This window comes from Elusimicrobiota bacterium, assembly GCA_041660185.1.
In the GTDB taxonomy this organism is placed as follows: Bacteria; Elusimicrobiota; Elusimicrobia; order 2-01-FULL-59-12; family 2-01-FULL-59-12; genus JBAZWU01.
This window is the reverse complement of sequence record JBAZWU010000001.1, coordinates 422,465-436,903: the sequence shown is the minus strand read 5'-3', so window position 1 is coordinate 436,903 and position 14,439 is coordinate 422,465. Positions and strand designations below refer to the sequence as shown.

The 14,439-nt window shown below is 57.5% G+C and carries 16 protein-coding genes; all 16 read left to right on the top strand.

All coding sequences use genetic code 11. The features are described 5' to 3' along the window. The first annotated feature begins 6 nt into the window (after positions 1–6). Genes pseC through WC859_02015 form a run of 16 tightly spaced genes read left to right on the top strand, consistent with a single transcriptional unit; the run spans position 7 to position 14,435 of the window. Positions 7–1,203, top strand: a complete 1,197-nt coding sequence (pseC, locus tag WC859_02090) for a UDP-4-amino-4,6-dideoxy-N-acetyl-beta-L-altrosamine transaminase (GenBank protein ID MFA5974940.1) — start codon at positions 7–9, stop codon at positions 1,201–1,203. Next, positions 1,200–2,078 (top strand): aldo/keto reductase, encoded by an 879-nt coding sequence (locus WC859_02085; GenBank protein ID MFA5974939.1) that lies wholly within the window; start codon positions 1,200–1,202, stop codon positions 2,076–2,078. The genes pseC and WC859_02085 overlap by 4 nt, the downstream gene beginning before the upstream one ends. Before the next feature lie 11 nt (positions 2,079–2,089). Further along, positions 2,090–3,379, top strand: coding sequence for an aminotransferase class III-fold pyridoxal phosphate-dependent enzyme (locus tag WC859_02080; GenBank protein MFA5974938.1), 1,290 nt, complete (start codon positions 2,090–2,092; stop codon positions 3,377–3,379). A gap of 30 nt (positions 3,380–3,409) precedes the next feature. Then, positions 3,410–4,135, top strand: a complete 726-nt coding sequence (locus tag WC859_02075; protein ID MFA5974937.1) for a class I SAM-dependent methyltransferase — start codon at positions 3,410–3,412, stop codon at positions 4,133–4,135. Further along, positions 4,065–5,210 carry a hypothetical protein gene (locus WC859_02070; GenBank protein ID MFA5974936.1) on the top strand — a complete coding sequence of 382 codons (1,146 nt, stop codon included), beginning with the start codon at positions 4,065–4,067 and terminating at the stop codon, positions 5,208–5,210. Before WC859_02075 ends, WC859_02070 begins: the two co-directional genes overlap by 71 nt. Next, the gene (locus tag WC859_02065) at positions 5,207–6,238 is read left to right on the top strand and encodes an N-acetylneuraminate synthase family protein (GenBank protein MFA5974935.1); all 1,032 of its coding nucleotides are present in this window, start codon (positions 5,207–5,209) and stop codon (positions 6,236–6,238) included. The genes WC859_02070 and WC859_02065 overlap by 4 nt, the downstream gene beginning before the upstream one ends. Before the next feature lie 5 nt (positions 6,239–6,243). Further along, positions 6,244–6,930 (top strand): acetyltransferase, encoded by a 687-nt coding sequence (locus WC859_02060; GenBank protein MFA5974934.1) that lies wholly within the window; start codon positions 6,244–6,246, stop codon positions 6,928–6,930. An 8-nt stretch (positions 6,931–6,938) separates the two neighbouring features. Continuing rightward, positions 6,939–7,841: a hypothetical protein gene (locus WC859_02055; protein ID MFA5974933.1), complete on the top strand. Its 903-nt coding sequence runs from the start codon at positions 6,939–6,941 to the stop codon at positions 7,839–7,841. A gap of 29 nt (positions 7,842–7,870) precedes the next feature. Beyond that, positions 7,871–8,569, top strand: a complete 699-nt coding sequence (locus WC859_02050) for a WbqC family protein (protein MFA5974932.1) — start codon at positions 7,871–7,873, stop codon at positions 8,567–8,569. A gap of 13 nt (positions 8,570–8,582) precedes the next feature. Further along, the gene (locus WC859_02045; protein MFA5974931.1) at positions 8,583–9,611 is read left to right on the top strand and encodes a GNAT family N-acetyltransferase; all 1,029 of its coding nucleotides are present in this window, start codon (positions 8,583–8,585) and stop codon (positions 9,609–9,611) included. Then, a complete protein-coding gene (locus WC859_02040) occupies positions 9,608–10,573 on the top strand; it encodes a putative PLP-dependent aminotransferase (GenBank protein ID MFA5974930.1) in 966 nt (321 codons plus the stop codon). The genes WC859_02045 and WC859_02040 overlap by 4 nt, the downstream gene beginning before the upstream one ends. Then, positions 10,570–11,304: a methyltransferase gene (locus WC859_02035; protein ID MFA5974929.1), complete on the top strand. Its 735-nt coding sequence runs from the start codon at positions 10,570–10,572 to the stop codon at positions 11,302–11,304. The genes WC859_02040 and WC859_02035 overlap by 4 nt, the downstream gene beginning before the upstream one ends. A 1-nt stretch (position 11,305) precedes the next feature. After that, a complete protein-coding gene (locus tag WC859_02030) occupies positions 11,306–11,551 on the top strand; it encodes an acyl carrier protein (GenBank protein ID MFA5974928.1) in 246 nt (81 codons plus the stop codon). 4 nt (positions 11,552–11,555) lie between these two features. Continuing rightward, positions 11,556–12,548, top strand: a complete 993-nt coding sequence (locus WC859_02025; GenBank protein MFA5974927.1) for a ketoacyl-ACP synthase III — start codon at positions 11,556–11,558, stop codon at positions 12,546–12,548. Next, positions 12,545–13,234, top strand: a complete 690-nt coding sequence (locus tag WC859_02020) for an SDR family NAD(P)-dependent oxidoreductase (GenBank protein MFA5974926.1) — start codon at positions 12,545–12,547, stop codon at positions 13,232–13,234. Before WC859_02025 ends, WC859_02020 begins: the two co-directional genes overlap by 4 nt. 31 nt (positions 13,235–13,265) lie before the next feature. Next, positions 13,266–14,435, top strand: coding sequence for a GNAT family N-acetyltransferase (locus WC859_02015; protein MFA5974925.1), 1,170 nt, complete (start codon positions 13,266–13,268; stop codon positions 14,433–14,435). The last annotated feature ends 4 nt before the right edge of the window (positions 14,436–14,439 follow it).

Below are 14,439 nucleotides of genomic sequence, written 5' to 3'. Positions count from 1 at the left end.
ACGACTTTGGACAATCGAACGCGGACTCGCTCCATTCCCTACGGACAGCACAGCCTCGATGACGACGATATTGCGGCCGTTGTCGAGGTGCTACGTCACAGCCCCCTGACCCAGGGACCCAAGATCACCCAATTTGAAGAGGCGGTCTGCCGGTTCACCGGCGCCCGTCATGCGGTGGCGGTCTCCAGCGGAACCGCTGCGTTGCATCTGGCCTGCTTGGCTGTGGAATTGGGTCCGGGAGGGAGACTGGTGACCTCTCCGATTACCTTTGCCGCGAGTGCCAACTGCGCTCTTTACACAGGAGCGGCCCCCGCCTTCGCCGATATCAACGGCAAGACCCTGAACATGGATCCTCAGGGATTGGCAGACGTTTGCGCCCGGTGGAAGAAAGTCGATGTCATTATCCCCGTTCATTATGCGGGCCTTCCCTGCGACATGCCGGCGATCCGGGCTGTCGCCGAACGCCATCACGCGATCCTCATCGAAGACGGCGCCCACGCGCTGGGGGCCACTTATCCGCACGGCGGCCGGGTCGGCAACTGCTCTTTATCGGCCATGACCATTTTCTCGTTTCATCCCGTCAAGATGATTGCCGCGGGAGAAGGCGGAATGATCACGACAAACGACACCGGACTGTACCGGCGGCTGATGAGACTGCGCAGCCACGGCATTAACAAGTTGGACGATCCCGTGATGAATACGGCGCGGGCGAACACGGATGGACAGCCCAATCCCTGGTATTACGAGATGCAGGAGTTAGGATTTAATTACCGCATCACCGACATCCAGGCGGCCCTGGCCCTCTCCCAGCTCAAACGAATCGATCTGTTCCTCGCACGCCGCCGTGAGATTGCCGAGACATACGACGCCGCTCTGAACAATCTGCCCGGCATTACCTTGCCGCAACGCGCCGGACGCGCGTACAGCGCCCATCATCTGTATCCGGTCCGCATTGATTTCAAGAAACTGAAAACGACACGGTGCGTCCTGATGGAAAAACTCCGGAAACACGGCATTGGAACCCAGGTTCATTACATCCCGGTCTACTCCCATCCGTATTACAAACGGTTTGGCATCCATCCGGAGGATTTTCCGCAGAGTGAGTCCTATTACGCCGAGGCGCTGAGCCTGCCGATCTTTTTCAGCCTGACTCCCGACGAACAGCACCATATCATCACGACCCTGAAAGGACTCCTGCCGTGAATCTCGGACTGGGCACCGTCCAATTCGGCATGACCTACGGAATCTCCAACCAGACGGGACGGGTTTCGGAAAGGGAGGCGGCGGAGATCCTTGAGCTGGCAGCTCGAGAGTCGGTCAGTGTTATTGACACAGCGCCCACCTACGGCGAATGCGAAGCCCTCCTCGGACGGCTTTTGCCTCAAAACCACGGCTTCCGGATTGCGACCAAGACGGCCCCGATCCAGAGTAAGACCATAATACCCATGAACATCCGTCACGTACGAGACACCTTTTCCAAATCCCTCGAAAACCTCCAGCAATCACAGATTGACTGCCTCTTGGTTCACCATTCGGATGAGTTACTCCGCCCCGGCGGGGAATTGCTCGTGGACTTGCTTCAGGACTTGACTCGCCAGAACCTCGTTAAGCACATCGGAATTTCCGTCTACACCGCGGAGCAGATTGACCGTTGCCTGGCGATTTTTAAACCCGGGGTTGTCCAGGCGCCCATTAACGTTCTCGATCAGCGGCTGATCCGGAGCGGGCATCTGGCCAAGCTCAAATCCATGGGGATCGAGATCATGGCCCGTTCCGCCTTTCTGCAGGGACTTTTACTGATGGATTTTGAGCGGATGACTCCGTACTTCCACAAAGCATCGGAGGCGATCCAACGGTTTCGCGGCCAGTTGGCCCGGGCGGGCGCCTCTTCCATCGAGGGAGCCCTGCATTTTCTCAAAAAACAGGCCGACGTGGGGACCGTCCTGGTCGGAGTGGCCGGCACCGACGAATTCCGCCAGATCGTGGCCGCCTGGAAAGCGGAGCGCGATTTGCCGATGGACCTGTCGGAATTTGCTGTCGACGATGAGGCCATTTTGAACCCGTCGCGCTGGCCGTAGAAGGATCATTTATGTCTGAACGATACCAGCAATCAGAAGCCATGCTGGAGCGGGCGCTCAAAACCATTCCGCTCGGCTCGCAGACCTTCAGCAAAAGTAAGACTCAGTATCCTCATGGTGTCTCGCCTTTTTTCATGACCCGCGCCAAAGGATCCCACGTCTGGGACGCTGACGGAAATGAATACATCGATTTCAGCTGTTCGTTGGCGGCTGTTACTCTCGGCTACACGGATCCCGATGTGGTCGCAGCGGTCCGGAGCCAGCTGAAGAAAGGCGTGATCTTCCCATTACCCCATCCGCTGGAAGTCGAGGTGGCGGAACAGATCGTTGAAATGGTCCCGTGCGCTGAAATGGTCCGCTTCGGCAAGAACGGCTCGGATGCGACCGCCGGCGCCATTCGAGTAGCCCGGGCCTATACCCGGCGCGATCATGTCGCCGTATGCGGTTATCACGGATGGCAGGATTGGTATATCGGGTCTACAACGAGGAACTTAGGGGTTCCAAAATCAACGCAGGAAATGACTCATCCCTTTGTTTACAACGACCTCGCCTCCCTTGAAAAGATTTTTCACGAGCATCCGGGGCAAATGGCAGCGGTGATCATGGAACCGATAGGGGCCGAGGCACCGCGCGATCATTTCCTCGAAAAAGTCCGGGACCTCACGCACCAGAACGGAGCGCTTCTGATTTTTGATGAAACAATTACGGGTTTTCGGTTATCAAATGGCGGGGCCCAGGAACTCCTCGGGGTCACGCCGGACATGGCGACCTTCGGTAAAGGCCTGGCCAACGGTTATCCATTATCAGCCGTAGCCGGACGCCGGGAGATCATGCGATTGATGGAAGAAGTGTTTTTCTCGTTTACGTTCGGCGGAGAGGCGCTCTCCCTGGCCGCGGCCAATGCCACACTTAAGAAGTTGCGAACGCACAACGTGATCGCAACCCTCAACCGCCGGGGGCAGAAAGTCTTTGACGGGATCCGGATGTTGATTAATCGCCATGACCTCGCATCCACTTTGACGATCGCGGGACAGCCGAGCTGGAATTTTCTCCTGTTCAAGGATGCCTCCGGCTACACCTCGTGGCAGTTGAAATCGTATTTCCAGCAGGAAGTCTATGCCAGGGGCATTCTCACGATCGGCAGTCACAGCCTGTGTTATGCGCACACCGACCGGGACGTGAAGAAGCTTCTGCAGGTTTACGACGTAGTATTCGGACTGCTCGCCAAGGCCTGCCGCGAGCAAAATCTGCATGCCCTTTTGAAGTGCAAGCCGCTCGAGCCCCTGTTTAAAATTCGCTGAAACGAGGAAGATCCGATGGAGAACCGCATTATGGCTACCGCAGAAACCAAGAAATCGGCGAAAACCGGAATCGCATCCAACGCGGTGGCAGGAGCAGACCGATGGCAGATGTTTTACGGCCGCGGATCGGGAAATGTTTCGCCTGACGAGAATCTCATCCGGCTGGTAAAGGGGAAATACGCGGACATACCCCGTTCCGGCCGCATGATCGACGTGGGTTTTGGACGGGGCGCGAACATGATCCTTTTTGCGCAGAACGGCTTTGAAGCGCACGGCCTGGAGGTCAGCGAGGCCTCCGTCCAGGCGGCCAAGGACCTCGAACCTCTCGCGGGGGTGACGCTTGAGGTGGGACTTCTTTCCGGCACCCGGCTGCCGTATCCGGACGGCTTCTTTGATATCGTGCTTTCCTGGAATGCCGTCTATTACTACGGGAGCCGCACGCTGGTCCGCGAAGCCCTGGCTGATTTCCACCGGGTGTTGCGTCCGGGGGGCGTGCTGCTGATGTCCTTGATCCACCCGAACAGCTTTATGGTCCACCGATTTTCGGCGGACCAGGGAGACGGCGCTCACAAGATCGACCGCGCGTCGGAACATGATACGAGAGAGGGGTTGACCATCTTCTACGACGGAACCTCTTCCGGTTGGCGCCGGCTGCTGTCGCCCTTTGCCGACGTCGAAGAAGGCTATGCGGAATGTGATTTGTTCGCCCCGGATCGCCGGGACGCCTGGCGTCTTTTTCTGGCGCGCAAGGGCTGAGTCCTTGACCTCCGGAGCCATCTTTCGCGCGGACGGATCCAACACCCTTGGCCTCGGCCATGTGATGCGCCTGGTTGCATTCGCCCATAGTTTCGCGGATCGCGGCATCCGGCCGGTCTTTATCTATCGGGAAGACCCGGCGCCGATCGAGGCGATGATACACAAGGCGGGTTTTGCGGCCAAGGCACTCCCGGCTTCACTGCACGGTGACGCCGAACTCCGCTTTACGGAAGACCAGGCGCGGCAGGCGGGAGCGCGCGTGGTGGTGACGGACGTGTCGCACAAATGGTCGCTCCAGGACCCCGACAGCCTGCGGCGCTACCATCGCTGGCTTTCGGACCGGTTCTTTACGATCTGTCTCGCTGGAAACAAGATTGTGGACTTTCCCGCGCAGGTGGTCATCAGTCCCTACGCCGGCTTGGAAAAAATGGACCGGACCGCATTGCCGAAAGGAACCGTACAGTTGCTGGGTCCGCAATACCAGATTTTACGGCCGGAATTTATTGCAGCGGCGCGCACACCCCGACCCATTTCGCCTGACGGACGAAAACTCCTGATTTGCCTCGGGGGCGGCGATGATCTGAACTTTACGGAAAAGTCGGTTCGGGCGCTTTTGTCACTGAAACGTAGCGATATCGAGCTGGATCTTTTTCTCGGGCCGGCGTATTCCGGGAAGTTCCGAGGGGGTCTTCAGGCGTCGCTGGACCGGCTTCCAGGCGCCTACCGCCTGCACCCACCCACGGACAATGTGGCAGAGGCGATGATGGGCTGTGATCTTGCTGTCATCAACGACGGCGTGACAAAATATGAAGCGGCGGCCACGGGAACTCCGGCGGTCATGTTGTCCCGCTTTGACAGCGAGAAGGTCCTCAACCAAGAATTTGAACGGGCGGGCTCCGTCCTCCATGCGGGCGACGGATCGGATGTGAGCGTCGAGAACCTGTCGGTCCTGATTCAAGATCTTCTGGCGAATGATCAACAACGCCGCCGGATGTCCGAAGCCGGCCGCCGGCTGGTTGACGGGCACGGCAACGAGCGGATCCTAGAGATGATTCCGAAAGAGGTGCTACGGTGACGACACTAACGATCGGGAAACGGAGTATCGGACCGGGCCATCCGGCGTTTATCATCGCGGAAATCGGCTCCAATCACGATCAAAAACTCGATCAGGCGAAGAAACTGATCGAGGCGGCCGCCGCCGCAGGCGCGGACGCGGTCAAGTTCCAGCTTTTTAAGGCGGATGCGCTTTATCCGAAGGATTCCCCGGTGCACGCGATTCTGAAAAGCATCGAACTTTCACGCGATTGGCTGGCGTCTCTGGCGCGCCACGCGGCCGAGCGCGGGGTGGAGTGTTTCGCAAGCCCCTTTGACCTTCCCGCAGTCGACGCGCTGGAAACGGCTGGGGCCAGCGCCTACAAAGTCGCCTCTTCGGAAGTCACGAACCTTCCGCTTGTGAAATACATGGCCTCAAAAAAGAAACCGGTCCTCCTTTCCACCGGCATGTGTGACCTGGCGGACGTCTACGAAGCCGTGGAGGTCATCCGTTCCGAAGGAAACGAGCAGATCTTGATTTTCCAATGTACTTCCTTATATCCGCTGGAAAACCGGCATATTCACCTGCGCGCCATGCAGACTCTCGCGTCAACCTTTCAATGCCCGGTGGGGCTCTCGGACCATACCCTGGGGACACTGATGCCTTCCGTAGCCGTTGCCATGGGCGCCTGCTCGATCGAGAAGCACCTCACCTTAAGCCGAAAGCTCAAGGGGCCGGATCATGGCTACGCACTTGAGCCCGAAGATTTTAAACGCATGATTTCACAAATCCGTGAGGTGGAAGAAGCATTGGGATCTCCCAAGAAGACGCTCCTGGCCGAAGAGGCGGTGCATGCTCGCCGGGAAAGCCTGCATGCCGCAAGGGCGCTTTCCGCGGGCAGCATCTTAGAACCTTGCGATATCGTGGTCCAGCGTCCCGCCGGAGGCATTCGTCCGCGGTATCTCCCGGCAGTCCTGGGTGCGCGGCTGAAAAAATCTTTGGCCAAAGGGGATACTCTGAGCTGGGAAGTCTTGGAAATCCCGACGGCTGGACCGGCCTGGAGGGCCTGAGGACCATGAAGAAGATCGTTATATTCGGGACAGGTGACGTGGCCGAACTCGCACACTTTTATATGACGCACGACAGCGAGCGGCGGATCGCCGCCTTTTGCGCCGATGGAGATCAAATCCAAAGCAAGGCGTTTTGCGGATTGCCGGTCGTCCCGTTCGAAAACGTGCAGAAAGAATTTCCAGCGGATCGGTTCGACCTGTTTATCGCCCTCAGTTACAACAAACTGAACGAAACACGCGCGCGGAAATACACCGAAGCGAAAGCGAAGGGCTATACGCTCGCGAGCTACGTCAGCACACGCTCGGTCACCTGGCCGGACCTTACGATCGGTGACAATTGCTTTATTATGGAAAACCAGACCATCCAGCCGTTCGTCAAAATCGGAAACAACGTTACGCTCTGGAGCGGAAACCATGTCGGACACGGCGCCGTGATTGACGACCACGTGTTTGTGACTTCACATGTCGTCATCTCCGGCCACGTGAAGGTGGGCGCCTTTTCCTTTCTGGGAGTCAACTGTACGTTAAAAGACGGGATCACGCTCGCCCCCAAGACCGTCGTCGGAGCAGGCGCCACGGTTCTTTCAAACACGCAGGAAAACGGCGTTTACACAGGCCCCAAGGCGGAATTGAGGGCGCGGGACGCTTCACGGATTCGCTATTTCACCCATACCAAGTACACGGAGCGTTAAGAACCGGTATGCCCTGGATCAAAAAAGGACTGATTATTCAACCTCAGCCGCACCTGCCATGGATGCGCACGCACGCCATGATCCCGGTCGCCGAACGGCGGCAGGGCGACGTCTTCCGGGTTTACGTTTCTGGAAGAGATGAGCAGAACCGTTCCTTGATTGGCTATTCAGAACTCGAGCTCAAAGGCGCGCCGCGCGTGCTGCGCTACTCAGAAAAACCTGTTCTCGGCCTCGGGGCCCTGGGATGCTTCGATGATAACGGAGTGACTCCCTCCTGGATCGTCGAACAGGGCCGGCGCAAGTTTCTCTATTACATCGGCTGGAACAAAGGGTCTACGGTACGCATGCACCTCTTCGGAGGACTGGCGATCAGCGAAGATGGGGGGGAAAGTTTCCAACGCTATTCTGAGGCCCCCATCATCGAACGCTGCCGGGTGAACCCCTACCTCAACACAGCCCCGTGCGTGATGGAGGAGAACGGCCGCTGGCGGATGTGGTATGTCTCCGGAACGGGATGGGCGCATAAGGACCTTCCACGTTACAACATCCAATACGCGGAATCGAAGGACGGCATGAACTGGGAACGAAACCGGACCGTCTGCATTGATTTCGCCGACTCCAATGAAAACGCGCTCGCCCGCCCCTGCGTCGTAAAGGAAAACGGCCTCTACAAGATGTGGTTTTCCCACAAGGGCCAGGCCTACCGGATGGGTTACGCCGAATCCACGGACGGCATCCGCTGGCGCCGGATGGACGATCGCGCCGGCATCGACGTCTCTCCCGCAGGATGGGACTCCCAGATGATCGAATATCCTTTTGTGTTTCAACATCGAGGAACCGCTTACATGCTCTACAACGGCAACGACTACGGCCGTGAAGGCGCCGGGCTGGCAGTATACGAACCTAAATGACTTCTACTACCCCTCGAACAATCGCAATCATGCAGCCGACCTACCTGCCGTGGATCGGCTATTTCGACATGATTGACCGAGTGGACACCTTCGTCTTCCTGGATTCCGTTCAGTTTGCCTCCCGGTCCTGGCAGCAGCGCAACCGCGTCAAGGGCCCCCAGGGCGAATGCTGGCTGGTGGTTCCCGTGTTGTCCAAGGGCCGCCGGGACCAGACCATCGAGCAGGTCGAGATTGATACGACACAAGCGATTGCCGAAAAACACCTGAAAGCCATCTCGCTGTATTACAGGAAGACGCCGCATTTTGCCGCCTACTTCGAGGACTTAAGCGCGCTCTACCGGAAAAACCACCGGCGCCTCGCCGATTTGAATATTGAGCTCATTTTATGGCTCTGCACCCGGTTCGGGATTCAAACACCGACGCTTCGGAGTTCCACGCTGCCCGTGGAAGGGAAAAAAACGGAACTCCTTGTCAGCATCTGTAAATCCTTGAAGGCCGAGCATTATCTCTCGGCAGAGGGGTCGCGGCAGTACATTGAGGAGAACAATCTCTTTAAAACCCACGGCATCGGTCTGAGCTACCATAGCTATAACCACCCGCCGTATCGACAGCTCTACGGGGCCTTCTTGCCTTACATGGGCGCGCTCGATCTCCTTTTTAACGAAGGGCCGGCCAGCCTCGCTGTGATCCAGTCCGGCCGGACCGCGGCTACAGCGCTTTCGCAGTGAAAGGAAAAAGCGGATGAACGTTATCCCATGGTCTCCGGACCTCTCTCCAGCTTGGGACCACCTTTGCGATGAGAGCCCGGACAGTTGGTTGTGGCACCGTTCGCATTGGATCCGCTATTCGGAAGCCTATGCGAATCAGGCGATGGTCAAGAATCTCAGCTTCATGGTGGTGGACGGCTCCCGCAAGCTCGCGCTGCTTCCTTGCTTCGCTGAGCGGGATGACCAAGGGAACTTGTCGTTGATCTACGGGGCTTCCTTGATACCTTGGCCGGTTCTTTCGCCGTCCCTGGTCCCGAGCGAACGGCAGGCGGTTGAAGAATGTGTTTATCAGACCCTCGCCAGTCAGGCGCGGGATCTCGGTATCCGGAAAATCGAGACAACCAGCCACGTCCTGCCTCCGTCCTTCTATAAGGCTCCTTTTCCACCCAGCCCCTTGCCCAACCGCTTCGGCTATACCACGACAGCCATCGACACCTGGGTCATGGATTTGACGCAATCGCCGGAAACCCTATGGAGCCAGGTACGCAAGGGACACAAGTCGAGCATCAAGACAGGGCAAAAGCTGTTCTCGTTACAGACCTGGGCCGGAGCCATCTCCGAAGAGGACTTCGCGCCATATCAAGAACTCCACGCGTTGGCAGCCGGACGCGCGACCCGCAACCAGGTGACCTTCGATATCATGCGGGACCTCATCAATCAGGGAAAGGCTCTGCTCGTCGGAGCCAGACAGAACGGCCGGTGGACAGGATTCGCATACATTATGGCCGATAAGAAATCGGCTTATTACGCTTCAGCCTGTAAGCATCCGGAGCTGCCGCCGGCGGCTTCCGTCGGTCATGCCCTTTTGTGGGAAAGCATCCTGGCCCTGAAAAAGACAGGATTTGAGTTTTTTGAGCTGGGGCCTCAGACTTACCCTTCGTCAACACGGCCCGCGGATGAGGAAAAACTGGTGAACATCAGCCTGTTCAAGAGAGGCTTCGGCGGCTTCACCATGTCGCGCTACATTTCCGTTTTATCTGTTCAAGAAGAGACCCTGCTATGAGTTACTTCCTCTGGCCGGAAGGACGGGTGCACTGGCGCGCCTGCATTAAAAAACCGGGGACAGGGATCCTGTCCATCGAAGAACGCCTGGATCGCCTTTATCCAGGAGCTCGGCCCGTGCTTTTCCCCAGCGCACGAGCCGGTCTCAGCGCCATTATAGAAACACTCCAGCTCGGGCGGTCGCAAAAAGTGGGAATTCCGCCCTTCGCCAGTCATTGTGTCTGGAACGCCGTCTCCTGGCGAGCCGACCCGGTGGTCCCCTCGACGGACATGCCCGTCTCGGCCTACGTGGTCTACCATCAATGGGGTTATACGCACCGGTGTTCGTCGGAAACGATCCTCATCGAGGATTCGGCGGATTCCCTCTGTCTGCCGGGACGCCCGCTGTTTCCAAACGGGGGGCGGTTTGAGATTTTGTCCCTTCCCAAAATACTGGGAACCCTTTGCGGAGGCGTGGTCTTTTGCCGCCGCCAGGACGACGCTGACCGGGTCCGCGCGGTCCGGGAGGCTCGACCCGGCAGAGGCTGGACACAGTTCGCGTTGCGGGTCCTTATGCGATACGGATTCTCATTTGGCACCTACTGGCAAGGCGCGGAATTCTTGAACGGAGGGATCCCCGCGCCGGCCTGCGCCGACATCCTGGATCGGCTGGAGAGTCTGGATCAGATTATCAGCAGTCGGCGGGCCCATCTCGAAAAGGTGGTTGATCTTCTGCCCGCTTGGGCGAAACCCGAGCAGGACCGGCTGCCCTGTGCCGTCCCGGTCCTCTGCACCGATAGGATGGCTGCGACGCTGCATACGAACGGCCTGATCTCGCGCCCTCGCCATTTCAATCGTTCGCGTTCATATCCGAACACCGACATGGTTCGAGTCGTGCCGGTCCCCGTCCATCAGGACGTGCCGGTGGAGTGGCTCACCCGGGTGAGAGAAACCCTGGCGCCGTACCGGAGCGAAACACAATGATTGAAAGCAAATTTAAAATCGATAACGATACCGAATTATCGCTGCACGCCGAAGGCGACGTCTTCCTGCCGACCGGCACGAGCCTGGCCCTCCTGAAGGGAGTTCGAAAGCGCACCGTCCGAGCCGGCGTCTGTCTGGATCTGGGATGCGGAACGGGAGTGGTCGGTATTGCTTTGTCGCGTTTCGGGCTTGTTCAGCCGCCGTTGTACGCTTCGGATTATCACGCCGATGCGGTCGAGAGCACCCGTTTGAACTGCGGGCGGCATGACTGCCCGGTTGTCGCGCGGCAGGGGTCTCTTTTTGAACCCTGGAAAGATTGCCGGTTTGACTATATTGTCGACGATGTTTCCGGGGTCGCGGAAGCCATCGCCCGCGTTTCTCCCTGGTTCAAGAATATTCCCTGCGCCTCAGGCAAGGACGGCGCGGAACTGGTCCTTCAGGTGATCCGGCAGGCGCCACGGCATCTGCGGCCCGGAGGGAAATTGTTCTTCCCTGTGATCTCGCTTTCCAATGTGAAACGCATATTATCCGCCGCCCGCGAACGCTTTCCAACGGTCGAGCGGTTGGTCCATGAAGAATGGCCGCTGCCGCCGGATATGCATGAACATCTTGACCTGCTCAAGCGTCTGCGAGAGGAAGGCGTTGTCACGTTCGAGGAGAAATTCGGCATGACCATTTGTTTCACGGATATTTATGTCGCATCGGGAGAGACCAACTCCAAGGGAGATTGATATGGCAAAGACAACAGAAGCGGACGTCCTAGCGACGATACAAAAAGCGCTGGGCGCGGACGGGAAGAAAATCACCTTCAACAGCCGCATGGGCGATAGTGACGTCTGGGATTCCCTCGGGCATCTGGGGATCCTCGCCGCTTTGGACAAACAATTCCAGGGGAAAGTCGCCGGCATCCGGGAAATGGCGACCGCGGATTCCGTCAAAACGATTCTGCAGCTTCTGAAAAAGCACTCTCTCATTTAATTCCATGACTCTCGCTGATCAACGTGTTGGCATCGTCGCGCTCGAGTATCACCTGCCCGCCAAAGTGGAAACCGGCCAGGCGTTAAAATCAGACAATCCGGATTGGCGGATGGAGGATATCGAGGCCAAGACAGGCGTACGGCAGCGACATATCGCCGCTCTGGATGAGACGGCGGCTGACTTGGCCGCGCAGGCCGCCGAAAAGATCTTCAGCCAGGGTGTTCCACGGGAATCCGTTGAGTCGCTTATTTTTGTGACCCAATCACCGGATTACGCCCTTCCCACAACCGCCTGCCTGCTGCAGAACCGTCTGGGTCTGCCGCTTTCCTGCATGTCGTTTGACGTCAATCTGGGATGCTCGGGTTTTATTTACGGCCTGGCGATTGCCTCGTCGCTGATTCGCTCCGGCGTCGTGCGCAACAGTCTGCTTCTCTGCGGCGACACCTACACGAAATGGATCGACAAAGCGGATCGAACGTGCCGTCCCATTTTTGGCGACGGCGCTGCCGCTACGCTCCTGTCTGTTTCGCCCAAAGGGGGAATGGGACCCTTTGTCCTGGGGACGGATGGCTCCGGGGCGGAGAGCTTCATTGTCAGGAATAGCGGCGCACGGATCGAACCGGAGCGGTCGAGCGCCGATCACAAAATCCGGATGCAGGGGCCTCACGTTTTTCTGTTCACGATGGACATGGTTCCCAAATGCGTGGAATCATTGCTTCAGAAATCCGGAAAAACGTTGGATCAAATTGACCTATTTATTTTCCATCAGGCCAGCCGCATCGTGCTGGAGAACATTGAGAGGCGATTGTCCCTGCCGCCGGAAAAGGTCTACAGCAATCTGTCGCGCGTCGGGAACACCGTCTCCGCGTCCATCCCGATGGCCTTGAAAGACGCGGCGGCCGAGGGACGCTTACGAGAGGGGGATACGGTCATGCTTGTCGGATTTGGAGTCGGCTATTCCTGGGGAGCCTGTCTCGTGCAGTGGGGGCCTTTATGATCCTGTTAACCGGAGCAACGGGGGGAATCGGCAAGCAGATCCTGCCGCAACTGATGTCCCTCGACAACGTCTTGTGTCTTTCGCGCCAAAAAATGCCGGCCTCGCGAAAGAGCGGGCAGCGCATCGCCTACGCAAGAGTGGACTTGAGCCGTGAGGCCAGCGTGACCTCTTTTGTCCGTCATTACGCCGGGCAACTGAACCGCATCACGCTGCTGCACTTCGCCGCCAGCAGTATCGACAATCTCGCGATCCATTATATGGAAGCGGATTGGGACCGCGTCTTCGATGTCAATCTGAAGGGCAATTTTCTTCTGACCAAGGCGCTTCTTCCGCGCATGGTGCAGGAGGGTTGGGGGCGGATCATCCATATTTCTTCGGTGGTAGGCCTTCATGGCATGCCGGGCACCCTGGCGTATGCGGCCTCCAAATCAGCGCTCCTGGGATTTTCAAAAGTCCTGTCCCGCGAGTATGCCCGCTTTAACATTACGTCCAATGTCCTGAACCTCGGATACTTTGACGCGGGTTTGATGGATCGGCTCAAGGCCAAGACGCGCAAGACCATTCTGTCGCAGATTCCCTCCAGGCGGCTCGGGCCTGTTTCGGATATTGCACAGGTCATCGGATGCTTAATGAAGACCTCTTACATTAACGGGGCCGTCATTAACATCGACGGAGGCATTTATTAATCGACATCAGACCACTCCGGCAACCTCCCCGTTGGGCTGCCGGCTGGCGCCTTCGTTAGACCGGAAGGAGCAGAAACGTGTTCTCGACCTGCTCTCAAGGAGTTTCGGCCTCCGCTACGCGCCGGCCCGCAGACTTTTCTCGTTTTTCTTAAGGCGAGTTCCGCGGAAACACTGCTTCATCGTCGAGGATGCACGGCAACGGATCCTGGGCGTGCTGTTCGTTCTTGACCGGGCGCTCGACTATTTTGGCGTCTCCTTGCGTGTCGCAGGACTTTCCTATATGGCTATCCATGCACAGCACCGCAATTTTTCGATTTCCTCGATACTGAAACAACGTCTCTTTCGCTGGATGGACGGTCAATCAGACATCAGCATGGGGTTTGCGAGGAAGATTATGGACGGTTACTGGTATCCCTATGGATATGTTGGGATAACGAATTTCGGGAAAATGAGTCTCCCGCTCTCGTTTTTGCCCGCCCCGAAGCAGGGCTACTCCATGCGCCGGGCGCAACCTCAGGACTACCCATTTATCCGAAAGAGCTACAAGCATTCTTATCGCACACTCGTGGGCCCGTTAAATCGTGATGCCGTTTTGTGGTCTTATTATTTCGCGAGAATCCAACGGGAAAAATTGAACTTACAGATGATTGGCCGCGGGAACCGCTCCATCGGTTACTGCATCACAAAGGACAACGTCGTGCACGAACTGGGGGGGAACTCCAATGCCTTCGCCGATATCGCGGGAGTCATCGGGACCGATCTGTCCAGGCACGGGCACACGGAGGTGATCCTTGAGATCGGATTCCTTCACCCGTTCGCTTTGTTTCTTTCCGACCGGGCTCACACCAAGGTTTCCCGCTTCGCGTGGAACGGGGGCCATATTTTAAGAATTACGCGCCTTCCGGATCTTTTACGAAAAATCCGGCCTGTTCTGGAAAGACGGCTCAGGGCCGCACAGGTGAAGAATTTCCGTCTCGCCTGCAATAACATTCTGTTTATTTTCTCGCGCGGCCGCTTGCGCGTGGAGCCTTTCGACGGAAAACCAGACATCGCTCTGGCGGAGCATGAATGGCCAAAAATTATTTTCGGCGCAGCCGACCCGGGCCACCTTTCCGCGCTGAGAGGTCATCCCTCGGCGCCGCTTTTGCGTTTGATGTTCCCGGTGGGGTCACCGCAAGTGCCGTATCTGGATCAGTTTTGAAATC

Coding starts and splice junctions, on each gene's coding strand:
- WC859_02080 (MFA5974938.1), top strand. CDS start 2,090: ATGTCTGAACGATACCAGCAATCAGAAGCCATGCTGGAGCGGGCGCTC.
- WC859_02075 (MFA5974937.1), top strand. CDS start 3,410: ATGGCTACCGCAGAAACCAAGAAATCGGCGAAAACCGGAATCGCATCC.
- WC859_02070 (MFA5974936.1), top strand. CDS start 4,065: ATGCGGAATGTGATTTGTTCGCCCCGGATCGCCGGGACGCCTGGCGTC.
- WC859_02060 (MFA5974934.1), top strand. CDS start 6,244: ATGAAGAAGATCGTTATATTCGGGACAGGTGACGTGGCCGAACTCGCA.
- WC859_02055 (MFA5974933.1), top strand. CDS start 6,939: ATGCCCTGGATCAAAAAAGGACTGATTATTCAACCTCAGCCGCACCTG.
- WC859_02050 (MFA5974932.1), top strand. CDS start 7,871: ATGCAGCCGACCTACCTGCCGTGGATCGGCTATTTCGACATGATTGAC.
- WC859_02045 (MFA5974931.1), top strand. CDS start 8,583: ATGAACGTTATCCCATGGTCTCCGGACCTCTCTCCAGCTTGGGACCAC.
- WC859_02040 (MFA5974930.1), top strand. CDS start 9,608: ATGAGTTACTTCCTCTGGCCGGAAGGACGGGTGCACTGGCGCGCCTGC.
- WC859_02035 (MFA5974929.1), top strand. CDS start 10,570: ATGATTGAAAGCAAATTTAAAATCGATAACGATACCGAATTATCGCTG.
- WC859_02030 (MFA5974928.1), top strand. CDS start 11,306: ATGGCAAAGACAACAGAAGCGGACGTCCTAGCGACGATACAAAAAGCG.
- WC859_02025 (MFA5974927.1), top strand. CDS start 11,556: ATGACTCTCGCTGATCAACGTGTTGGCATCGTCGCGCTCGAGTATCAC.
- WC859_02020 (MFA5974926.1), top strand. CDS start 12,545: ATGATCCTGTTAACCGGAGCAACGGGGGGAATCGGCAAGCAGATCCTG.